This window comes from Pseudomonas rubra, assembly GCF_028656935.1.
Lineage (GTDB): Bacteria > Pseudomonadota > Gammaproteobacteria > Pseudomonadales > Pseudomonadaceae > Aquipseudomonas > Aquipseudomonas rubra.
In genome coordinates this window covers 40,647-64,101 of the sequence record NZ_JAMDGZ010000004.1, presented here as the reverse complement: position 1 = coordinate 64,101, position 23,455 = coordinate 40,647, and the positions used below count along the sequence as shown (strand labels likewise).

General features: G+C 62.5%; 18 protein-coding genes. 16 read left to right on the top strand and 2 right to left on the bottom strand.

The features are described 5' to 3' along the window. Positions 1-89: 89 nt before the first annotated feature. On the top strand, positions 90-407 hold the full coding sequence (locus M5G17_RS02550) for a Rieske (2Fe-2S) protein (protein WP_273891438.1): 318 nt from the start codon (positions 90-92) through the stop codon (positions 405-407). Here the strand turns inward: M5G17_RS02550 and sfsA are convergent. Both sfsA and M5G17_RS02540 read right to left on the bottom strand, forming a co-directional pair. Beyond that, positions 397-1,110: a DNA/RNA nuclease SfsA gene (gene sfsA / locus M5G17_RS02545; RefSeq protein WP_273891437.1), complete on the bottom strand. Its 714-nt coding sequence runs from the start codon at positions 1,108-1,110 to the stop codon at positions 397-399. The two genes, M5G17_RS02550 and sfsA, sit on opposite strands and share 11 nt — an antisense overlap. Next, the gene (locus M5G17_RS02540; RefSeq protein ID WP_273891436.1) at positions 1,110-2,282 is read right to left on the bottom strand and encodes a pyridoxal phosphate-dependent aminotransferase; all 1,173 of its coding nucleotides are present in this window, start codon (positions 2,280-2,282) and stop codon (positions 1,110-1,112) included. Before M5G17_RS02540 ends, sfsA begins: the two co-directional genes overlap by 1 nt. A 245-nt stretch (positions 2,283-2,527) precedes the next feature. On the opposite strand from M5G17_RS02540, the gene dksA reads away from it, so the two are divergent. From dksA to M5G17_RS02465, 15 genes are all read left to right on the top strand, one after another. After that, positions 2,528-2,977 (top strand): RNA polymerase-binding protein DksA, encoded by a 450-nt coding sequence (dksA, locus tag M5G17_RS02535; protein ID WP_273891451.1) that lies wholly within the window; start codon positions 2,528-2,530, stop codon positions 2,975-2,977. A 61-nt stretch (positions 2,978-3,038) separates the two neighbouring features. Beyond that, positions 3,039-3,926 carry a tRNA glutamyl-Q(34) synthetase GluQRS gene (gene gluQRS, locus M5G17_RS02530; protein ID WP_273891435.1) on the top strand — a complete coding sequence of 296 codons (888 nt, stop codon included), beginning with the start codon at positions 3,039-3,041 and terminating at the stop codon, positions 3,924-3,926. A gap of 215 nt (positions 3,927-4,141) precedes the next feature. Then, the gene (locus tag M5G17_RS02525; RefSeq protein WP_003250005.1) at positions 4,142-4,318 is read left to right on the top strand and encodes a hypothetical protein; all 177 of its coding nucleotides are present in this window, start codon (positions 4,142-4,144) and stop codon (positions 4,316-4,318) included. Beyond that, positions 4,302-7,256, top strand: coding sequence for a sensor histidine kinase (locus tag M5G17_RS02520; protein ID WP_273891424.1), 2,955 nt, complete (start codon positions 4,302-4,304; stop codon positions 7,254-7,256). Before M5G17_RS02525 ends, M5G17_RS02520 begins: the two co-directional genes overlap by 17 nt. Before the next feature lie 22 nt (positions 7,257-7,278). After that, on the top strand, positions 7,279-8,715 hold the full coding sequence (locus tag M5G17_RS02515; protein ID WP_273891423.1) for a sigma-54-dependent transcriptional regulator: 1,437 nt from the start codon (positions 7,279-7,281) through the stop codon (positions 8,713-8,715). A gap of 708 nt (positions 8,716-9,423) precedes the next feature. After that, positions 9,424-10,812: a polynucleotide adenylyltransferase PcnB gene (locus tag M5G17_RS02510; protein ID WP_273891422.1), complete on the top strand. Its 1,389-nt coding sequence runs from the start codon at positions 9,424-9,426 to the stop codon at positions 10,810-10,812. A 3-nt stretch (positions 10,813-10,815) separates the two neighbouring features. Continuing rightward, entirely contained in the window at positions 10,816-11,292 is a 477-nt protein-coding gene (gene folK, locus M5G17_RS02505) for a 2-amino-4-hydroxy-6-hydroxymethyldihydropteridine diphosphokinase (protein ID WP_273891421.1), read from the top strand. A 252-nt stretch (positions 11,293-11,544) separates the two neighbouring features. Beyond that, the gene (gene panB / locus M5G17_RS02500; RefSeq protein ID WP_273891420.1) at positions 11,545-12,345 is read left to right on the top strand and encodes a 3-methyl-2-oxobutanoate hydroxymethyltransferase; all 801 of its coding nucleotides are present in this window, start codon (positions 11,545-11,547) and stop codon (positions 12,343-12,345) included. After that, complete coding sequence (gene panC, locus M5G17_RS02495) at positions 12,342-13,199, top strand: pantoate--beta-alanine ligase (RefSeq protein ID WP_273891419.1); 858 nt, start codon at positions 12,342-12,344, stop codon at positions 13,197-13,199. The genes panB and panC overlap by 4 nt, the downstream gene beginning before the upstream one ends. Before the next feature lie 127 nt (positions 13,200-13,326). Beyond that, complete coding sequence (pgi, locus tag M5G17_RS02490; RefSeq protein WP_273891418.1) at positions 13,327-14,991, top strand: glucose-6-phosphate isomerase; 1,665 nt, start codon at positions 13,327-13,329, stop codon at positions 14,989-14,991. Positions 14,992-15,090: 99 nt separating this feature from the next. Continuing rightward, a complete protein-coding gene (gene acs, locus M5G17_RS02485; protein WP_273891417.1) occupies positions 15,091-17,025 on the top strand; it encodes an acetate--CoA ligase in 1,935 nt (644 codons plus the stop codon). A 40-nt stretch (positions 17,026-17,065) separates the two neighbouring features. After that, positions 17,066-17,935 (top strand): oxygenase MpaB family protein, encoded by an 870-nt coding sequence (locus M5G17_RS02480; RefSeq protein WP_273891416.1) that lies wholly within the window; start codon positions 17,066-17,068, stop codon positions 17,933-17,935. A 112-nt stretch (positions 17,936-18,047) separates the two neighbouring features. Continuing rightward, a complete protein-coding gene (locus tag M5G17_RS02475; RefSeq protein WP_273891415.1) occupies positions 18,048-19,226 on the top strand; it encodes an acetyl-CoA C-acetyltransferase in 1,179 nt (392 codons plus the stop codon). A gap of 79 nt (positions 19,227-19,305) precedes the next feature. Beyond that, a complete protein-coding gene (locus tag M5G17_RS02470) occupies positions 19,306-20,322 on the top strand; it encodes a class I SAM-dependent rRNA methyltransferase (protein ID WP_273891414.1) in 1,017 nt (338 codons plus the stop codon). A gap of 46 nt (positions 20,323-20,368) precedes the next feature. After that, positions 20,369-23,350, top strand: coding sequence for a DUF748 domain-containing protein (locus M5G17_RS02465; RefSeq protein WP_476453921.1), 2,982 nt, complete (start codon positions 20,369-20,371; stop codon positions 23,348-23,350). Positions 23,351-23,455 lie beyond the last annotated feature (105 nt).

Below are 23,455 nucleotides of genomic sequence, written 5' to 3'. Positions count from 1 at the left end.
AAGCGTCCGATACGGCGGATGCAGGCAATTTGATAATTATTTGCATTTGCACGTCAAGCCGTGACTGTGACTTCGGGTAACCCTCCACCATGCATTTTCTTTGTCGATCCGAGCAACTGGGCGAAGGCCAGAGCCGAGGTTTCAGTGTCGATGACCTGGAGATTTTCGCGGTTCGGCGCGCCGGCACAGTCTATTTGTACCGCAATTACTGCCCCCATCGCGGTATTGCCCTGAACTGGGAAGCTGACGCCTTTCTCGACAGCAGCGCCAGCCTGATCGCCTGCACACGTCACGGCGCACTGTTTCTGATCGAGTCTGGCGAATGCGTGGCGGGCCCCTGCGAGGGAGAGCAACTGACGGCCCTGAACTGTCGCGAAGACAGCCAGGGCATCTGGCTTATCGATTGAGCAACACCGGCAACGGCCGATCGATGTAGACCTGCTCGCCATCGATCCGTGTGCCATAGGCCAGCACTTGGACGCCGTCGTCCACCGCAGCACGCAGCGCGTCGGCATAGGCGCTGTCGATTTCGTCGGCCGGGCGTACGGCATCGATACCGCTGAGGTTCACGCAGTACAGCTGCACCGCGCGCACACCTTGGCGTGCCAGGGTTGCCAGTTCACGCAGGTGCTTGGCGCCGCGCAGGGTGACCGCGTCGGGGAAGGCCGCCACGCTGGAGTCGGCAAAGCCCAGGGTCACGCTCTTGACCTCGACGTAGGCCGGGCCGTCAGCAAACTCCAGGCGAAAATCCACCCGGCTGCGCTCCTCACCGTAGGCCACTTCGCGCTTGAGCCCGGTAAACCCGGCCAGTTCGCTGATGATGCCAGCGCGCAGGGCCTCTTCCACCAGGGCGTTGGCCCGCCCGGTATTGACGCAGGCCAGCCGCCCTTGCGGCGTTTCACTGATTTCCCAGGTGCCGGGCAGCTTGCGCTTGGGGTCATTGGAGCGGCTGAACCAGACCTGGCCGCCTTCGACCATGCAATTGAACATCGAGCCGGTGTTGGGACAATGGATGGTCATCTGCTCACCATTGGCCAGCTCGATGTCAGCCAGGAAGCGCTTGTAGCGGCGCAGCAAACGTGCGGTTTCAAGTGTGGGAGAAAAACGCATCAGCCTTGCCAGCTCCGCAGTCCACGGGCGATCCGCTCAACCGCCTGCTCTAAACGCGGCAAACTCTGGGTGTAGGCAAAGCGTACATGATGGCTGGCCTGGTGGCGGCCGAAGTCCAGGCCCGGCGTAAAGGCTACATGCTCGGTTTCGAGAAAATGCTGGCAAAAGGCAAAGGCATCACCGCCAAAGGCGCTGATATCGGCATACAGGTAGAACGCGCCCTGAGGCTCGACAGCAATTTTGAAACCCAGCTCGCGCAAGGCCGGCAAGAGGAAGTCGCGACGCCGGGCGAACTCGCCGCGGCGCTCTTCGAGAATGGCCAGGGTGGCGGGCTCGAAACAGGCCAGAGCGGCGTGCTGAGCCATGCTCGGTGCGCTGATGTAGAGGTTTTGCGCAAGCTTTTCCAGATCGGCCACCGCCGCCGGGGGGGCGACCAGCCACCCCAAGCGCCAGCCGGTCATGCCGAAATACTTGGAAAAACTATTAAGGACGAAAGCTTCGTCGTCGACTTCCAGCACACTCGGCGCATCCATACCGTAGGTCAGGCCGTGGTAGATCTCGTCCACCACCAGGTGGCCATTACGGGCGCGGGTAGCGTCCGACAGGCTGGCCAGTTCGCCGTGATCAAGCACGGTACCGGTCGGGTTGGCCGGCGATGCAACCAACGCGCCGACGGTGTCCTGGTCCCAGTGCCGCTCGACTAGGTCGGCGGTGAGCTGGTAGTTGACCTCAGGCCCCACCGGCACCAGCTGTGCAGCACCTTCGACCAGCCTCAGGAAATGCCGATTGCACGGGTAGCCCGGGTCGGCCAGCAGCCAGTGCTTGCCCGGGTCGACCAGCAAGCTTGCGGCCAGCAGCAAGGCCCCGGAACCGCCTGGAGTAATGAGGATGCGTTGCGGGTCGACGTTCAGCCCGTAGCGCTGCTGGTAAAACCCGGCAATCGCTTCACGCAACGCTGGCAGCCCACGGGCAGCGGTGTAACGGGTGTGCCCCTGGGCCAGTGCGGCCTGGCCGGCTTCGATGATCGGCGCGGCGGTGGTGAAGTCCGGCTCGCCGATTTCCAGGTGAATCACGTCGCAACCGCTGGCCTGCAGCTCATTGGCGCGAGCCAGCAGGGCCATCACGTGGAAAGGTTCGATGGCGCGGCTGCGCGCACTGTAGGGCTGGGCCATTAGCCTTCTCTCAAAAGGGTCTAGAATATTGATTCTACCCATGCGCCGGGTCGAACGTGTGGCAAAACCTGCGGTCCACTGCAAAGATCATCAAGGCCAGGCACCGTTGCCCCGGCCTTGACAACCGGGAGTAGCGCACCCCGATTCGATCTGGTAAGTTCGGCGGCTCGCAGTCGCAGGGCCGGCGGGCGCCGGAGATGGAGCAGCCTGCGCAATGGATTAGAAAAGTGAGAGGCGGTCTATTCATGTCCACCCTAGAAAAGCAAAAAAAAAGCAGTCAGACCATGTACGGCGTCGAACCCTATCAGGAAACCAAGGGTGAAGAGTACATGGGAGACCCCATGCGCAAACACTTCATCAAACTTCTGGGTGCCTGGAAGCAGGAGCTGATGACCAGTGTGGACCGAACTGTGGACCACATGAAGGACGAGGCGGCCAACTTCCCGGACCCCGCCGATCGTGCCAGCCAGGAAGAAGAATTTGCCCTGGAACTGCGCAACCGTGATCGCGAGCGCAAGCTGATCAAGAAAATCGACAAGACCCTGCAGAAGATCCAGGACGAGGAATACGGCTGGTGCGACGGCTGTGGCATTGAAATTGGTCTTCGCCGACTGGAAGCCCGCCCTACTGCCGACCTGTGCTTTGACTGCAAGGAAATCGCGGAGAAGAAAGAAAAAACGGTCGGCAAAGGCTGATCCTTCTCCCATCCGAACGGGGCGCATCAGGCGCCCCGTTTCATTTTCATACTTGCCCCCCATGAATAACTCCCGCTACATCGGACGCTTCGCTCCCACCCCCAGTGGTTTCCTGCATTTTGGCTCGCTGGTCGCCGCCCTCGCCTCATGGCTCGACGCCCGGGCAGTCGGCGGCACCTGGCTGGTGCGCATGGAAGACATCGACCCGCCCCGCGAAGCCCCCGGCGCCCAGGCAGCGATCCTGCAAACCCTGGAAAGCTACGGCCTGCAATGGGATGGCGAGGTGGTCTATCAAAGCCTGCGTCATGAAGCCTATGCCGAGGTAGTCGAACGCCTGTTTCGCCAGGGCCTGGCCTATGCCTGTACCTGCTCGCGCAAGCAGTTGGAGGGTTACAACGGCATTTACCCCGGCCTGTGCCGTAATGCCGGTCATGCCCAGCAGGATGCTGCCATTCGCCTGCGCGTGCCGGAGTTGACCTACCGATTCGAAGACCGCGTTCAGGGTCCTTTTGAACAGCATCTAGGGCGTGATGTGGGTGATTTCGTCATCCGTCGTCGCGACGGACTCTATGCCTATCAACTGGCGGTGGTGCTCGATGATGCCTGGCAAGGGGTCACCGACATCGTACGCGGCGCCGACCTGCTGGATAACACCCCGCGCCAGCTGTACCTGCAGGAACTGCTGGGGCTGTCGCAACCGCGTTACCTGCACGTGCCGCTGATCGTGCAGCCCGATGGACACAAGCTGGGCAAGTCCTACCGTTCACCGCCGCTTTCCGCCGATCAGGCCACGCCCCTGTTGCTACGGGCCTTGCGCGCGCTGGGCCAGGCGACCGAGGCGGGTATGGAGCAAGGCACCCCGGCCGAAGTGCTGGCACATGCCGCAGCGCACTGGAACCCTGCGGCCGTACCCCGGCGCCTGAGCGTGCCCGAGGCCGACCTGCACTGACCGTCGTGGGAGCGGGCTTGCCCCGCGATTGCGATCTACCTGCTGTATCGCATCGCGGGGCAAGCCCGCTCCCACCCGGTCGGTGTACGCACCTCGACACAGAAAGCCCAGCAAATTCAATTCTTTGGCAAAAACGTGCAAGCCCGTTACCATCGCCACAGCCATTTGCGCCAATAATAAGTCCAAGCCGCAGCGCCCTAACCTTTGAGGCCAGCATGTATATCTATCGTTTGGTCCTGCTTCTGGTCGTGGGGATCTACCTGTTCTCCCCGGCCATCATGGACTGGTGGATCGAGCCAACCGGTGCCTGGTATCGCCCGTACCTGCTCTGGCTGATCCTGATCGTCGTGACCTTTATCCTGCAGAGCCAACGTGATGCCGATGAGCTTTAGCCTGACCCAGATGATCCTGATCAGCGCCGCCTACCTGCTGGTGCTGTTCGGCGTGGCCTGGGTCAGCGAACGCGGGATGATCCCGCGCTCGATCATCCGCCACCCGCTGACCTACACCCTGTCGCTGGGCGTCTATGCCAGTGCCTGGGCCTTTTATGGCTCGGTGGGCCTGGCCTACCAGTATGGCTACGGTTTTCTCGCCTGTTACCTGGGGGTGTCCGGCGCCTTCCTGCTGGCGCCGGTGCTGCTCTACCCGATCCTGAAGATCACCCGCACCTACCAGCTCTCGTCGCTGGCCGACCTGATTGCCTTTCGTTTTCGCAGCACCTGGGCCGGGGCCCTGACCACCATTTTCATGTTGATTGGTGTGCTGCCGCTGCTGGCGCTGCAGATCCAGGCGGTGGCCGACTCCATCAGCATTCTGACCGGCGAGCCGGTCAAGGCCCGGGTGGCCCTGGCCTTTTGCGCGCTGATCACCCTGTTCACCATCTTCTTCGGCTCCCGCCACATTGCCACCCGGGAGAAACACGAAGGCCTGGTGTTTGCCATCGCCTTCGAGTCGGTCATCAAGCTGCTGGCCCTGGGCGGTATCGGCCTCTATGCACTGTATGGCGTCTTTGGTGGCCCCCATGAGCTGGAAGTCTGGTTGCTGCAGAACCAGACCGCCTTGGCCGCCTTGCACACGCCATTGCAGGAAGGACCCTGGCGCACCCTGCTGCTGGTGTTCTTCGCCTCCGCCATCGTCATGCCGCACATGTACCACATGGCCTTCACCGAGAACCTCAACCCACGCTCGCTGGTCAGCGCCAGCTGGGGCCTGCCGCTGTTCCTGCTGCTGATGAGCCTGGCCGTGCCGCTGATTCTCTGGGCGGGCCTGAAAATGGGTGCCAGCACCAGCCCAGAGTACTTCACTCTGGGCCTGGGCATCGCCGCCAACAACCAGGCGCTGGCGCTACTGGCCTATGTCGGCGGGCTATCGGCTTCCAGCGGGCTGATCATCGTCACCACCCTGGCCCTCTCGGGCATGGCCTTGAACCACCTGGTGCTGCCGCTGTACCAGCCACCGGCCGAGGGCAATATCTACCGCTGGCTGAAATGGACCCGCCGGGCGCTGATCGTTGCGATCATCACTGCCGGTTTCGGTTTCTACCTGACCCTGGGCAGCCAGCAGGACCTGGCAAACCTGGGCATCGTCGCTTTCGTCGCCACCTTGCAGTTCCTGCCCGGCGTGCTTTCAGTGTTGTACTGGCCGACCGCCAACCGCCGCGGTTTCATTGCCGGCCTGCTGGCAGGGATTCTGGTGTGGATGGTGACCATGCTGTTGCCGCTGGTGGGCAACCTGCAGGGCTTCTACATTCCGCTGTTGAACATGATCTATGTGCTCGACGATACCAGTTGGCATATGGCCGCGATCGCCTCGCTGGCCGCCAACGTGCTGTTGTTCACCCTGATCTCGCTGTTCACCAACGCCAGCAGTGAAGAAGTCAGCGCTGCCGAGGCCTGTGCGGTGGATAACGTGCGTCGCCCACAACGCCGTGAGCTGCACGCCGCCTCGCCCCAGGAGTTTGCCACCCAATTGGCCAAGCCCCTGGGCGCCAAGGCGGCACAAAAGGAAGTGGAACAAGCCCTGCGCGACCTCTACCTGCCGTTCGACGAGCGCCGCCCCTATGCCCTGCGCCGCTTGCGCGACCGCATCGAGGCCAACCTCTCAGGGCTGATGGGCCCCAGTGTGGCCCAGGACATGGTCGAGACCTTCCTGCCCTACAAGTCCGGTAACGAAAATTACGTTACCGAAGACATCCATTTCATCGAAAGCCGCCTGGAAGACTACCACTCGCGCCTGACCGGCCTTGCCGCTGAACTCGATGCCCTGCGCCGCTACCACCGCCAGACCCTGCAGGAGCTGCCGATGGGCGTCTGCTCGCTGGCCAAGGACCAGGAAATCCTGATGTGGAACAAGGCCATGGAAGAGCTCACCGGCATCCCTGCCAAGCGCGTGGTTGGCTCGCGCCTGACCACCATTGCCGAACCCTGGCGCGGGCTGCTGCTGGGCTTCATCAACGTGCCCGACGAACACCTGCACAAACAGCGCCTGGGCCTGGACGGCCAGACCCGTTGGTTGAACCTGCACAAGGCGGCCATCGACGAGCCGCTGGCACCGGGTAACAGTGGCCTGGTGCTGCTGGTCGAGGACCTCACCGAAACCCAGGCCCTGGAAGACAAGCTGGTGCACTCTGAACGCCTGGCCAGCATCGGCCGCCTGGCCGCCGGGGTTGCCCACGAGATCGGCAACCCGGTCACCGGCATCGCGTGCCTGGCGCAGAACCTGCGCGAAGAACGCGAAGAGGATGGCGAGATCACCGAGCTGAGCAGCCAGATCCTGGAGCAGACCAAACGTATCTCGCGCATCGTCCAGTCGTTGATGAGCTTTGCCCATGCCGGCAGCCACCAGCACAGCGACGAGCCCGTGTGCCTGGCCGAAGTGGCCCAGGATGCCATCGGTCTGCTGGCCTTGAACCGGCGCAATTTCGAAGTACAGTTCTTCAACCTTTGCGACCCGGACCACTGGGTCGAGGGCGACCCGCAGCGCCTGGCCCAGGTCTTGATCAACCTGCTGTCCAACGCCCGCGACGCCTCCCCGCCCGGCAGCGCCGTGCGGGTCAAGAGCGAGGCCAGCGAACATACCGTCGACCTGATCGTCGAGGACGAAGGCAGCGGTATCCCGAAAAGCATCATGGATCGTCTGTTCGAACCCTTCTTCACCACCAAGGACCCGGGCGAAGGCACCGGACTGGGGCTTGCTCTGGTCTATTCCATCGTGGAAGAGCATTATGGACAAATCACCATCGACAGCCCGGCTGATAGCCAGAGCCAACGCGGTACCCGGATCCGAGTGACCCTGCCGCGCCATGTCGTAGCGACGTCCGCTGTGAACTGAGACCGTCGAGAGAATTGAATCAATGCCGCATATTCTGATCGTCGAAGACGAAACCATCATCCGCTCGGCGTTGCGCCGATTGCTTGAGCGCAACCAGTACCAAGTCAGCGAGGCCGGCTCGGTGCAGGAAGCCCAGGAGCGCTTCAGCATTGCGACCTTCGACCTGATTGTCAGCGATCTGCGCCTGCCAGGCGCACCTGGCACCGAGCTGATCAAGCTTGGCCAGGGCACGCCGGTGCTGATCATGACCAGCTACGCAAGCCTGCGTTCTGCCGTCGATTCGATGAAGATGGGCGCGGTCGACTACATCGCCAAGCCCTTCGATCATGATGAAATGCTTCAGGCCGTGGCGCGTATCCTGCGTGACCGGCAGAACGCCCCAGCCGCTGCGGCTGAGCGCGGCAACGGCAAGGCAGCGGCGAGCGAAAAGGCAGCGGCCAGCAATGCGGCCAATGGCGAGATCGGCATCATCGGCACCTGCCCTCCGATGCAAGACCTGTACAGCAAAATCCGCAAGGTCGCGCCAACAGACTCCAATGTACTGATCCAGGGTGAATCGGGAACCGGTAAAGAGCTGGTAGCCCGCGCCCTGCACAACCTCTCGCGACGGGCCAAGGCACCGATGATCTCGGTGAACTGCGCGGCCATTCCGGAAACCCTGATCGAATCGGAACTGTTCGGCCACGAAAAAGGCGCCTTTACCGGTGCCAGTGCCGGGCGTGCCGGCCTGGTCGAAGCCGCCGATGGCGGTACGCTGTTCCTCGACGAAATCGGCGAGCTACCGCTCGAAGCCCAGGCACGCCTGCTACGGGTGCTGCAGGAAGGCGAGATCCGACGGGTCGGCTCGGTGCAATCGCAAAAAGTCGATGTGCGCCTGATCGCCGCCACCCACCGCGACTTGAAGAACCTGGCCAAGGTCGGCCAGTTCCGTGAAGACCTTTATTACCGCCTGCACGTTATCGCCCTCAAACTGCCGGCCCTGCGCGAGCGAGGCGCCGACGTCAACGAAATCGCCAATGCCTTCCTCGCCCGCCAGAGTGCGCGAGTCGGGCGTAACGACCTGCGGTTCGGCCACGATGCAGAGCAGGCAATTCGGCATTACTCCTGGCCGGGCAACGTGCGCGAACTGGAAAACGCCGTTGAGCGTGCGGTGATCCTGTGCGAGAGCCCGGAAATTTCCGCCGACCTGCTGGGTATCGACATCGAACTCAGCGACCTGGAAGACGATGATCCGTTCGCCAGCCTGTCGAGCAGCGTCACCGCCAGCAACACCAGCCACGAGCCAACCGAAGACCTGTCGTTGGAAGACTACTTCCAGCATTTCGTCCTCGAGCATCAGGATCACATGACCGAGACCGAGCTTGCGCGCAAGCTGGGGGTAAGCCGCAAGTGCCTGTGGGAGCGACGCCAGCGCCTGGGCATCCCGCGGCGCAAGAGCGGTGCTACCAGCGAAGGCTGAGGCGTTTGCGCTGTTTCCCACGGTGCTCAGCGGTAACACCGCCACCCTGCGACAAACTGTTACCGCAACGCAAAGTCGTAACAAAAACCGGGGCTTACGGTAACGAAGCTCCGGTTTTTTTTCGCCCTGAAAACCACTCAAAAGCGCTCCAACCCCTTGTTTTACTGGGCTTTGAAAAAGTTGGCACGGCACCTGCTATATGTTTGGTACAAGAACAATAACAAGCACTGCAAAAGACAATAAAAATAAGACGAATCGGCTCACGCACAATAAGAACAAGACGGCGGAGGCGCAGCTAACTGATTCTTTTGGAGAGGAGTTGTATTTGGGGCTTGCCCCACAACCAGGCAGAGAACAACAAAAACTGCACTCAAGCAGGGCCTGAACTGGTTGGATCGCATGATCATTGCAACCTCAGCGACCAAAGCAATCCGTTTGCTCTTGATCCCGGTTAGGGATACCGCCCACAAGCTTTTTTTGTGGGCAGGGCACTCAACAAAAACAAGAAGCCCGGCAAAAAAACAATAAGAGCACGCAACTACTTCTTGGGGAGCTTCGGCTCCCCTTGTAGTTTCTGCCCGTCCCAGCCTGCCCAAGCGTCGTCCGACGCGACCGCCTACACCATCCACCGAGTAAATGCTAGAATCCCCGCCCATCATGCGGCCATTCTTCGTTTTTGGCCGAACATTCCTTCAAACAGTGCATCCCATGCTGAAGAAGCTGTTCCAGTCGTTCCGTCCTACCGTACGTGGCCAGCACCACATCCGCACCACGCCCGAAGTGATCAACAGTGGTCAACATTCGCTGCAACGTGGCCAGTTCAGTCGCCACGCGGTGAATATCGTCGAGCGCCTGCAAAACGCCGGCTACCAAGCCTATCTGGTCGGTGGCTGTGTACGCGACCAGCTCCTGGGCATCACCCCCAAGGACTTCGACGTCGCCACCAGCGCCACCCCTGAACAGGTCCGCGCCGAGTTTCGCAACGCCCGCATCATCGGCCGCCGTTTCAAACTGGTTCACATCCATTTCGGTCGTGAAATCATCGAAGTCGCTACCTTCCGCGCCAACCACCCGGAAAGCGAGGAAGAGAACAGCCACACCTCCTCGCGTAACGAGAGTGGGCGGATCCTGCGTGACAATGTCTACGGCACCCTGGAAGAAGACGCCCAGCGCCGCGACTTCACCATCAACGCCCTGTACTACGATCCGATCAGCGAGCGCATCCTCGATTACGCCAACGGTGTGCACGACATCCGCAACCGTCTGATCCGCCTGATCGGCGACCCAACCCAGCGCTACCAGGAAGACCCGGTGCGCATGCTGCGGGCCGTGCGTTTCGCCGCCAAGCTCAACTTCGGCATCGAGAAGCACACCGTGCAGCCAATTCGCCAATTGGCGCCGATGCTGCGCGAGATTCCGGCCGCACGCCTGTTTGAAGAGTCGCTGAAACTGTTCCTCTCCGGGCATGCCGCCGACACCTTCGAAATGCTCGTCGACCTGGAGTTGTTCGACCCGCTGTTCCCGGCCAGTGCCCAGGCGCTGGAGGAAGACCCGACCTATACCCATACCCTGATCAGCCAGGCGTTGATCAATACCGACCTGCGCGTCAAGCAGGGCAAGCCGGTAACCCCGGCTTTCCTGTTCGCCGCCATGCTCTGGCCGGCGCTGCCGGGGCGTGCTTTGCGTCTGCAGAGCCGTGGCATGCCGCCGATCCCGGCAATGAACGAAGCCGCCCACGAGCTGATCGCCGAACAATGCCAACGCATCGCGATCCCCAAGCGCTTCACCATGCCGATCCGCGAGATCTGGGACATGCAGGAGCGTCTGCCACGGCGCAGCGGCAAACGTGCAGACCTGTTGCTCGACAACCCGCGCTTTCGCGCCGGTTACGACTTCCTGCTGCTGCGTGAAAGCGCTGGCGAAGAAACCGACGGCCTGGGCCAGTGGTGGACCGACTATCAGGACTGCAACGACAGCCAGCGCCGCGACATGATTCGCGAGCTGGGCAGCCGTGATGAAGGCGCAGGTGCCGGCCCGCGCAAACGCAAGCGCAGCCCGAGCAAACGCAAGCGTGCCGACGGCGCTGCGGGCGACTAACACATGATCCGCGTCTATATTGGCCTGGGCAGCAACCTGACTGACCCCGAGCAGCAATTGCGCAGCGCCGTCGAGGCGCTGGGGCAACTGCGCGCCAGCGTCCTGGCCGGCGTGTCGGCCTTCTACACCAGCGACTCGCTGTCGCCAGGCCAACCGCGCTACACCAACGCCGTGGCGGCGCTGGACACGTCACTGCCCCCCCTCGACCTGCTCGATGCCTTGCAAGCCATCGAGGCCGACCAGGGTCGCGAGCGCAAGGAACGCTGGGGGCCGCGCACGCTCGACCTGGACATTCTTCTGTACGGCGACCAGGTCATCGATGTGCCACGCTTGAAAGTGCCGCATTACCACATGCAGGCACGAGCGTTCGTCCTCTACCCGTTGGCCGAACTGGTCCCCGAAGACTTCTGCCTGGCCGATCAGCGGCCCCTTTCCCAATTACTGGCAGATTGCCCGTTCGTCGGCCTGGAACGCCTGTAGCCGGGCGTTCCCCCAGCCGGTAACGCCCGTAACAGCGCAATAGTAACAATGCGGTAACAGGGTAATTGACTTCAGCCCCCTCGCTCACGACTATAGGCGTCCCGTGGCGCCCCGAGCGCCGCAAAAAGGCGTATATAGGCCTGGAACAGGTCGTAATTCAAACACCACGATCGATGATGTGCTGTTCCAGAAGATGAATACATGCGTTGTACGCAGCCGTTTTTCACAGCGCCTGAACGAGGATTCCTTTTCATGCCAGAAGTAACCCTGACCACCCTGCAGAGCCTCAAGGCCAAGGGTGAGAAAATAACCATGCTGACCTGCTACGACGCGACCTTTGCTCAGGCCGCCAGCCGTGCCGGCGTGGAAGTATTGCTGGTGGGTGACTCCCTGGGCATGGTCCTGCAGGGCCATGACAGCACCTTGCCAGTCAGTAATGCCGAGATGGCCTACCACACCGCCTGCGTCAAACGCGGCAACGAAGGTGCGCTGATTCTTGCCGACCTGCCGTTCATGGCCTGCGCCACCACCGAGCAGGCCTTCGCCAACAGCGGCGCGCTGATGCAGGCCGGCGCACACATGGTCAAGGTCGAAGGCGCCGCTTGGCTGGCGGAGACCATCCGCCTGCTGGCCGAGCGTGGCGTGCCGGTGTGCGCACACATGGGCCTGACCCCGCAGACCGTGAACATTCTCGGCGGCTACAAGGTCCAGGGCCGCCAGGAAAGCCAGGCCCGGCAGATGCGTGCCGACGCCATCGCCCTGGAGCAGGCTGGCGCGGCCATGCTGCTGCTCGAATGCGTGCCGACTGAACTGGCTGCCGAAATCACCCAGGCAGTGAGCATTCCGGTCATCGGTATCGGTGCCGGTAGCGCCACTGACGGCCAGGTGCTGGTGTTGCATGACATGCTCGGCCTGTCACTGACCGGCCGGGTGCCGAAGTTCGTGAAGAATTTCATGGCTGGCCAGAGCGACATTCAAGGCGCGCTCAAGGCTTACGTAGCCGCCGTCAAGGATGTCAGCTTCCCCGGCAGCGAACACGGGTTCAGTGCATGAATACAGTCAAGACCGTCCGCGAACTGCGCGCCGCCGTGGCGCGGGCGCGCAGTGAGGGCAAACGCATCGGTTTCGTGCCGACCATGGGCAACCTGCACAGCGGCCACGCCGCGCTGGTGACCAAGGCTTCGCAACGGGTCGATTTCGTGGTTGCCAGTATCTTCGTCAACCCTCTGCAGTTCGGTCCCAGCGAAGACCTCGACAAATACCCGCGGACCCTCGCCGCCGACCAGGAGAAACTGCTCCAGGCCGGTTGCCACCTGCTGTTCGCCCCGACCGTCGAAGAGATGTACCCCGATGGGATGGCCGGGCAGACCCGGGTCAGCGTCCCGCAGTTGTCCGAAGGGCTGTGTGGTGCCAGTCGTCCGGGCCATTTCGAAGGCGTGGCCACCGTCGTCAGCAAGCTGTTCAACATGGTCCAGCCGGATCTGGCGGTGTTTGGCCAGAAAGACTTCCAGCAACTGGCGGTGATCCGAGCGCTGGTGCGCGACTTGAACATGCCGATCCAGATCATTGGCGAGCCGACCGTGCGCGCCGAGAATGGCCTCGCGCTGTCCTCGCGCAACGGCTACCTGAGCGATGAACAACGCGCTGTAGCACCAGCCTTGTATCGCTTGCTGAGCCAGATGGCCGCAGCCATCGAACAGGGCGAACGCGACTATCCGGCATTGATCGCCAACGGTCAGCAACAACTGACCGCGGCAGGCTTTCGCCCTGACTACCTGGAAGTCCGCCAGGCCCTGAGCCTGCGCCCGGCAACCGCCGAAGACCGCGATCTGGTGATCCTGGTAGCCGCTGTCCTTGGCGCTACCCGCCTGATCGACAACCTGCACCTGAACCTTGACGACCAGTAACCCGGCCAGCTGCTGACCTGACCTCTCCCTGTAAAGCAGGCTGCATGCCTATAATTGGCATCAGCCTGCAAACGGGGCGCTGTTTCCAGTGTCCAAGGCAGTTCACGCATTAAGGAAACCTGCAGCGATGGCGTACTACCGCACCCCTCATGATGTTACCGCCCTGCCGGCCTGGCAGGCGCTCCAGCAGCACCGCGAAGCCATGCAGGACTTCAGCATGCGCGACGCATTCACTGCCGAGCCAAAGCGTTTCGAAGAATTCTCCCTGAGTACCTGCGGGCTGTTCCTCGACTACTCGAAAAACCTGATCAATAGCCAGACCCGCGACCTGCTGGTGGGCCTGGCCAACGAAGTCGGCCTGCAAGAGGCTATCAAGGCGCTCTTCGCCGGCGAAATCCTCAACGCCTCCGAAGGCCGCCCGGCCCTGCATACCGCCCTGCGCCGGCCGGTGGGCGACAAGTTGAGCGTCAACGGCATCAACGTAATGCCCGAGGTACACAAGGTCCTCAACCAGGTAACCGAACTGGTTGGCCGCATTCATGACGGCCTGTGGCGCGGTTACAGCGAAAAGCCGATCACCGACGTGGTCAACATCGGCATCGGTGGCTCCTTCCTCGGCCCGGAGCTGGTCTCCGAAGCCCTGCTGCCTTACGCCCAGCGTGGTGTGCGCTGCCATTATCTGGCCAACATCGACGGCAGCGAGTTCCACGAACTGTCGGCTAAGCTGCGCGCCGAGACCACGCTGTTCATTGTCTCGTCCAAATCCTTCAACACCCTGGAAACCCTGAAAAACGCCCAGGCCGCCCGCGCCTGGTACCTGGCACAGGGTGGCTCGGAAGCCGAGCTGTACAAACACTTCATTGCCGTATCGAGCAACAAGGCCGCGGCCATCGCCTTCGGCATTCGTGAAGAAAACATCTTCCCGATGTGGGACTGGGTCGGCGGGCGCTACTCGCTGTGGTCGGCCATCGGCCTGCCGATTGCCCTGGCCATTGGTACCGCCAACTTCAAGGAACTGCTGTCCGGTGCCTACACCATGGACCAGCATTTCCAGAATGCCCCGTTCGAACAGAACATGCCGGTGCTGCTGGCCTTGCTCGGCGTCTGGTATGGCAACTTCTGGGGCTCGCAAAGCCATGCGATCCTGCCGTATGACCACTACCTGCGTAACATCACCAAGCACCTGCAACAACTGGACATGGAGTCCAACGGCAAGAGCGTCCGCCAGGACGGCACGCCGGTCAACCACGACACCGGCCCGGTCATCTGGGGTGGCGTGGGGTGCAACGGCCAGCATGCCTACCACCAGTTGCTGCACCAGGGCACTCAGCTGATTCCGGCCGACTTCATCGTCCCGGTGGTCAGCTTCAACCCGGTCGCCGACCACCATCAGTGGCTGTACGCCAACTGCCTGTCGCAGAGCCAGGCACTGATGCTGGGCAAGACCCGCGGCGAGGCCGAAGCCGAGCTGCGCGACAAAGGCATGGCCGAAGCCGAGATCCAGAAGCTGGCGCCGCACAAGGTGATTCCGGGCAACCGTCCGAGCAACACCCTGGTGGTCGAGCGCATCAGCCCACGTCGTCTGGGCGCGCTGGTGGCGATGTATGAGCACAAGGTGTTCGTGCAGAGTGTCATCTGGGGGATCAACGCCTTCGACCAGTGGGGCGTGGAGCTGGGCAAGGAACTGGGCAAGGGCGTGTACCAGCGCCTGACCGGTGGTATCGAAGAGGCTGCCGAAGATGCCTCGACCCAGGGCCTGATCAACTTCTTCCGCAGCCGTCACCGCGGCTAAGTTGGATCGCGGGGCAAGCCCGCTCCTACAGTAGGAGCGGGCTTGCCCCGCGATGAGGTCTACACTGTCCTGACGCTCACGACGCGACAGGACCCTGCCATGTTCGATATCAGCGTCTTTCCCCACGCCGATGCTGTCAGCAAAGCGGCGCAACTGAGCCAGGCGGACTATGAGCGCCTGTATCGCCAGTCAATAGAAGATCCCGAAGCATTCTGGACGCAGCAGGCCCAACGCCTGGACTGGTTCAAACCCTTCAGCAGTATCCAGCACAGTGACATGAAGACAGGCGCGGCACGCTGGTTCGACGGCGCGCAACTCAACGTCAGCTACAACTGCATCGACCGCTACCTGGCCACCCGTGGTGAGCAACCGGCGATCATTCGCGAAGGCGACAACCCCGCCGACTCCAGCATCATCACCTACCGCGAACTGCACCAGCAGGTCTGCCGCCTGGCCAATGTGCTCAAGCAACGCGGCGTGAAAAAAGGCGACCGAGTGTGCATCTACATGCCCATGATTCCGGAAGCGGCCTACGCCATGCTCGCCTGCAGCCGAATCGGCGCCATTCACTCGGTGGTGTTCGGCGGCTTCTCGCCGGATGCCCTGCGCGACCGGATTCTCGACGCCGACTGCCGCACACTGATCACCGCCGACGAAGGCATTCGCGGCGGCAAGACAGTGCCGCTGAAAAACAATGTCGACAAGGCCCTGCTCAGTTGCCCGCAGGTCAGCACTGTTGTGGTGATCAAACGTACCGGTGGCCAGATCGACTGGAGCGAAGGCCGCGATATCTGGTACCACCAGGCGATCAAGTCAGTCAGCGACCACTGCCCACCCGAGCCCATGGACGCCGAAGACCCACTGTTCATCCTCTATACCTCCGGCAGCACCGGCAAACCCAAAGGCGTGCTGCACACCACCGCCGGCTACCTGCTGCAGGCAGCACTGACCTTCAAGACCGTGTTCGATTACCGAGAGGGTGAGGTGTTCTGGTGCACCGCCGATGTCGGCTGGGTAACCGGTCACAGCTATATCGTTTACGGGCCGCTGGCCAACGGTGCGATCACCCTGATGTTCGAAGGCGTGCCCAATTACCCGGACGCCTCGCGTTTCTGGCAGGTGGTCGACAAGCACCAGGTGAACATTTTCTACACTGCGCCTACCGCCCTGCGTGCGCTGATGCGTGAAGGCCAGGCCCCGCTGAAAAACACCTCGCGCAAGAGCCTGCGCTTGCTCGGTAGCGTCGGCGAGCCAATCAACCCGGAAGCCTGGGAATGGTACTTCGAAACCGTGGGCGAACAGCGCTGCCCGATCGTCGACACCTGGTGGCAGACCGAAACCGGCGGCATCATGATCAGCCCGCTGGTGGGCACCCGCCGGGTCAAGCCCGGCTGCGCCACCCAGCCGATGTTCGGCGTGCAACCGGTGCTACTGGATGACAAAGGCAAGCTGATCGAAGGCCCCGGCAGCGGCATGCTGGCGATCAAGGCCAGTTGGCCCGGGCAGATCCGCAGCGTGTACGGCGATCCGCAGCGCATGATCGATACCTACTTCAAGCCATTGCCGGGTTATTACTTCACCGGCGATGGTGCCCGCCGCGATGAGGACGGCGACCTGTGGATAACAGGGCGTATCGATGATGTGATCAATGTTTCCGGCCACCGCATCGGCACCGCCGAGGTCGAAAGCGCTCTGGTACTGCACGACAGCATCGCCGAAGCCGCTGTTGTCGGGTACCCTCACGATCTCAAGGGGCAAGGCATCTACGCCTTCGTCACGCCCATGAACGGGGTGAACGCGGACGACAGCCTCAAGCAGCAACTGCTGGCCTTGGTCAGCAAGGAAATCGGCAGCTTCGCCAAGCCCGAGTTGATCCAGTGGGCGCCGGCTCTGCCCAAGACCCGCTCAGGCAAGATCATGCGCCGCATTCTGCGCAAGATCGCCTGCAACGAGCTCGACAACCTGGGCGATACCTCGACCCTGGCCGATCCGGGCGTGGTCCAGGGCTTGATCGACAAACGCCTGAACACTTAATACGGCAGCGCCGTCTGGCTGCCTTGAAGACAAGGTAACCATGGAAGCGATTCGCCGCCGTATCGAAACCCAGGTGATGAGCCTGACCGGTTTGTCCCTGGGGCAACTGGACCTGGAAAACCCCAAGGGCGACCCCGGCCTGTTCGGCCCGGACAGCATTAGCTGGCGCGTGCATGGCGACTTCCCGAGCATGTTGATTGGCGGCATCAGCGCCCTGCTGCTGCAATTGCTGCACCCGCTGGCGCTGGCCGGGGTCTGGGATCACTCCAATTTTCGCCAGGATCTGCTCGGCCGTTTGCGACGCACCAGCCAGTTCATCTCTGGCACCACCTTCGGCTCGACGCAAGATGCCAACTGGCTGATCGAAAAAGTGCGCACCATTCACCTGCAGGTGGTCGGTAGCGCCGCCGATGGCCGGCCGTACGCCGCCAGCGACCCGGACCTGCTGACCTGGGTGCACGTGGCCGAAGTCAGCAGCTTTCTGGCGGCGCATATGCGCTATCGCAACCCGAACCTGTCGCTGGCCGATCAGGACGCTTACTACGCCGAGATCGCCCTGATTGCCGAACGTCTGGGCGCCCGCGATGTACCGCACTCACGCCAGCAGATCGCCGACTACCTGCAGGACATGCGCCCGCATTTGATCTGCGACGCCCGCAGTCACGAAGTGGTGCAGGTGCTGCTTGATGCGCCAGCACCCAGCCGCCTGGCCCAACCGGTGGGCGCACTGATGCTGCGCGCCGGTATCGAGCTGTTGCCCGGGTGGGCCAGCGAGATGCTCGAGCTGCGTCAAAATCCACTGCAACGCCGGCTGATCCGCCAGGGTGTCATCAGCACGGCGGCGATGCTGCGCTGGGCCATGCGCGATGGCTCGGCCCATCGCGCACGCCGGCGCATGGGCCTGACCTGAGCCGGGCAGCAATAGCCCTCGCCCGGCCATCTATGCCACCATGCCGGTCTATCCAGGCCCCCGGGCCTGAGCCGTTCTGACGCCAAATCCAATAAGAGTGAGGACCCGCGCCATGCAAGATGTCGTTATCGTTGCCGCCACCCGTACCGCTGTCGGTAGCTACCAGGGAGCGCTGGCCAATATTCCCGCCGTCGACCTGGGCGCTGCGGTGATCCGCCAGTTGCTGACCCAGACCGGCATCGATGCCGAACTGGTCGACGAAGTCATCCTCGGCCAGGTGCTCACCGCCGGTGCCGGTCAAAACCCGGCACGCCAGGCCGCAATCAAGGCTGGACTGCCCCATGCAGTACCGGCCATGACCCTGAACAAAGTCTGCGGCTCGGGTCTCAAAGCCTTGCATTTAGCGGCCCAGGCGATTCGCTGCGGCGATGCCGAGGTGATCATTGCTGGCGGCCAGGAGAACATGAGCCTGGCCAACTATGTCCTGCCCGGTGCCCGTACCGGCCTGCGCATGGGCCACAGCAGCCTGATCGACAGCATGATCAGCGATGGCCTGTGGGATGCGTTCAACGACTACCACATGGGCATCACCGCTGAGAACCTGGTGGAAAAGTACGGCATCAGCCGCGAACAACAAGACGCCTTCGCCGCCGCCTCGCAGCAAAAGGCGGCCGCTGCCATCGAAGCCCGACGTTTCGTCGACGAAATCACCCCGATCCTGATTCCGCAGCGCAAAGGCGAGCCGATTGCTTTCGCCACCGATGAGCAGCCACGGGCCGGCACCACCGCCGAGTCGCTGGGCAAGCTCAAGCCGGCATTCAAGAAAGACGGCACGGTAACTGCCGGCAATGCGTCCTCGCTCAATGACGGCGCGGCAGCGGTCCTGCTGATGAGCGCAGCCAAGGCGCAACAACTGGGGCTGCCGATCCTGGCCCGGATCAAGGCGTACGCCAACGCCGGGGTTGATCCGGCGATCATGGGCATCGGCCCGGTCAGCGCTACTCGCCGTTGCCTGGAAAAGGCCGGCTGGGACCTGGCGGACCTGGACCTGATCGAAGCCAACGAAGCCTTCGCCGCCCAGGCCCTGTCGGTGGGCCAGGAGTTGGGCTGGGATGCCAGCAAGGTCAACGTCAACGGCGGCGCCATTGCCCTGGGCCACCCGATCGGTGCCTCGGGTTGCCGGGTGCTGGTGACCTTGCTGCATGAAATGATCAAGCGTGATGCCAGCAAGGGCCTGGCAACCCTGTGCATTGGCGGTGGTCAGGGCGTGGCCCTGGCGATCGAACGCTGATCACCGCAGGAGGGGCTGCAACGGCCCCTCCCCGGTCTTGAACTGATAAACTGCACGTCCGCAAACCAAGGCCACGTGCATGTCCCTCTTGAATCAGGCGCTGCGCGCCGCCCTCGATGCCCGTCAGGGCCTTCTCGCCGAACTGCATGCCCAGGGCACCGATTGCTATCGCCTGTTCCATGGCAGCCAGGAGGGCGCCAGCGGCCTGACCATCGACCGCTACGGTCCACAGCTACTGGTACAGAGTTTCCACAACAGCCTCGACACCAGCACCTTGCTGGACTTGCACGCCGCTGTGCAGGCGAATCTGGGCCTTGAACTGCTGCTGGTCTACAACGACCGTTCCCAGGGCAACAGCCGCATTGACCGCCGCGATCCGGTGTATCAGGCCAGTGAGGCCGCGCTGGCCGATCATGTGGGCCACGAATGGGGCCTGAACTACCGGGTGCGTGGCCGCCATGCCGGGCAAGACCCGCTGCTGTTCCTCGACCTGCGCAACGCCCGTGGCTGGGTCAAGCAGCACAGTGCCGGCAAAAGTGTGCTCAACCTGTTCGCCTACACTTGTGGCGTTGGCCTGAGCGCCGCAGCGGGTGGCGCCCGCGAGGTGTGCAACCTGGACTTCGCCGAGGGCAATCTGGCCGTGGGCCAGGAAAACGGCACACTTAACCCGCAGTTGCTGCCGATGAGCTTTATCCAGTCCGATTACTTCCCGGCAATCCGTCAGTTCGCCGGCCTACCGGTCAGCCAGCGCCGCGGCCACAAGCTGCCAGCGTACCCACGCCTGGAGCCGCGTCAGTTCGACCTGGTGTTGCTCGACCCGCCGGCCTGGGCCAAGAGCGCCTTCGGCACCGTCGACCTGCTGCGCGACTATCAGAGCCTGCTCAAGCCGGCGCTGTTGAGCACCGCCGATGATGGCGTGCTGATCTGCTGTAACAACCTGGCCAAGGTCAGCCTCGACGACTGGCGCGAGCAAGTGCTGCGCTGCGCCGAAAAAGCCGGGCGCCCGGTACGCGACTGGCAGGTGCTCAAACCCGCCGGCGACTTTCCGTCACAGGACGCTCAACCGCCACTGAAGACCTTGATTCTTCAGCTCTGACACAAAAAATCGCAAATATACGGGGTAGCTTCGGAACCGTTTTTACGTGCCATACTCCAACCACCTCCGTTCGAGACAGACGACGCCACACATGCCCAAAGGATTGAAACGCGCCCTCGGCGCCATGCTGGCCGCAGTGGCCTTGTACAGCCTGCTAGGCTTTCTGATCCTCCCAGGGGTTGCCCTGCGTATTGCCAACCAGCAACTAGCCAGCTACGCCACGGTGCCGGCGCACTTGCAACGGATCGAACTCAACCCGTTCAGCCTCGAACTGACCCTCTGGGGCCTGCAGATCGGTGAGCCGGGCAAGGAGCAAGTCGGCTTCGAACGCCTGTACGCCAACCTGCAGCTCGACAGCCTGTGGACCGGTGCCTTGCACCTGGCCGGGGTCGAGCTGGACAAGGCGCACACCGAGCTGCTGTTCGCCAAGGACGGCAGCCTCAACCTGGCCCAGCTGTTCAAGCTGCCGCCCAGCGAACCCAAACCGCAAGAACCGGCCAGCGACCCGTTCCCGCTGCGCATCGACAGCATCAAGCTCAGCGAAGGCTACCTGCATTTCCAGGACCTGCGCCCGAGCGAGCCGATCGAGTTCCTCTACGACTCGATGAACCTGGAGCTGAAAAACCTCAGCACCCTGCCCGAGGACAGCACCGACATGTCGCTGGTCGCTATCGGGCCGGCCGGCGGCCGTATCGACTGGAGCGGCACCTTCAGCCTGGTACCGCTCGCCTCCGAAGGCACCTTGAAGGTCACCGATGGCAAGATGAAGGCCTTTTGGCCGTATGTCCGTGATGCCGTGCCACTGGTGCTCGAAGAAGGCGTGGTCAGCCTCGATACCCATTACAAGTTGAATCTGTCCAAAGAAACCGAGCTGCTGCTGGACAACACTTCGGTAAGCATCGCGCCCTTTGCCATCAAGGCCCCGGATGGCCGGCCGCTGGCCCGCCTGGCACGACTGGATGTCAGCGAAACCTCGATTGACCTGGCCAAGCAACTGGTCACCGTTGGCAAGATCCGCAGTGAAAAGCTCGAAACCTGGGCGGCTGTGGAGTCCGATGGCCAGCTCGACTGGCAAAAGCTGTTCGCCAGCCAACCGGCCAAGGCCACGCCCAAAGAAAAAGCCGAGCCCGCCGCCGCTACAGCGGACGCCGAGCAACAGACCGCAGCCCAAGCGCCGAGCAAGCCGTGGCAGGTACTGCTCAAAGACGTGCAACTGCGCAATTATCAGGTGCACCTGGCCGACCGCTCGCAGAAAGAGCCAGTGGCCCTGGACGTCGGCCCGCTGAACCTAGACCTGCAGAATTTCGACAGCCTCAACCAGTCGCCCTTCACCCTCAAGCTCGATACCGGCGTGGGTAAACAGGGCAAACTGCAGGCCGCCGGTGAAGTGAATCTGGCACCGGTCAGCGCCAAGCTCAAGGTCAGCACCCAGGACATCGACCTGCGTATCGCCCAGGCCTACATCAGCCCTTACATTCGCCTGGAACTGCGCAGTGGCATGCTTGGCAGCGACCTCAACGTCGACCTCAAGAGCACCACGCCACTGGCCTTCAGTATCGATGGCAAGGCCCAGGTCAACCAGTTGCACACCCTGGACACCATCAAGGACCGCGACTTCGTCAAATGGCAGCAGCTGAATCTCGACGGCCTGTCGTACCGCCACGGTGACGCCCTGAGCATCGGCAAGGTGACCCTCAAGCAACCCTACGCGCGCTTCATGATCAACGAAGACCGCACCACCAACGTCGATGACCTGCTGATCGCGCAACCGGCCACGGCGCAAGCCAAAGCCCCCAGCACCACCAAGGCTGCGGCCGAGAAGCCACTGGGCATCCGCATCGGTGCAATCGACATCAACGACGGTTCGGCCAACTTTGCCGACTTCAGCCTGACACCGAACTTCGCCACGGCCATCCAGCAGCTCAATGGCCAGATCGGCACCATCGACAACCGCCAGCCAAAACCGGCCAAAATCGACATCAAGGGCAAGGTCGATCGTTATGCCCCGGTGACCATCAAAGGCTCGCTGAACCCCTTCGACCCGATGGCCGCCCTGGACATTGCCACCAGCTTCAAACGCGTCGAGCTGACCACCTTGACTCCGTACTCAGGCAAGTTCGCAGGCTTTCGCATCCGCAAGGGCCGGCTGAACATCGACCTGCATTACGTGATCACCCAGGGCAAGCTCAAGGCCGAGAACAAGGTGGTGGTCGAGCAATTGCAACTGGGGGAAAAAGTCGATAGCCCGGATGCCGTGGACCTGCCGATTCGCCTGGCAGTAGCCTTGCTCAAGGACACCGACGGCAAGATCTCCATCGAGCTGCCGGTGACCGGCGACCTCAACGACCCGCAGTTCAGTGTCATGCCGATCGTCTGGCAGACCCTGCGCAACCTGGTGATGCGTGCGGCCCAAGCGCCGTTCAAGTTCATTGGCGGACTGGTCAGCGGCGGTGATGCCCAAGACCTGGGCAACGTGGCCTTCGTCGCTGGCTCCAGCGACCTGAGCGCTGATGCGCAAAGCGCCCTGGACAAACTTGCCAACGCGCTGAAGGAGCGTCCTGCCCTGCGCCTGGAAATCGAAGGCACCAGCGCCCAGAGCAGCGACGGGCCCCTGATTGCCCAGCAACGCCTGGAGCGTGAGTACCAGGCCACTTACTACAAGATCCTCCAGCGTCGCGGCGACAAGGTGCCTGCCCAGGCGTCAGACCTGAAGGTCCCGGACGGCGACAAGCCGGCAATGCTCGAGGGCATTTACCGCACCCGTATGAAGCAGCAGCCACCGGCCGAGTGGGAACAGCTGGACCGAGAGCAGCGCACTACCCAGATGCGCGATGCGGTACTCAAGTCCTGGGGCGAAAGCGCCCTGCTGTTGCGCCAGTTGGGTCAGGCCCGGGCCAGCAGCATCAAGGACTACCTGGTGGACAAAGGCCAGTTGGCGGATGACCGGGTGTACTTCGTCGACGCCAGCCTCGGCCAGGCCGAGGCGGATGGGCGGGTGATTTCACCGCTGCATCTGGATGCGGAGTAAAGTAGGCACCTATCGCGGGGCAAGTCGGGTCGCCGCATCGCCGCTCCCACCGCTATTATTCCTCTCCTGACAAAGAAGCCCCGGCAACCAGTGCCGGGGCTTAGG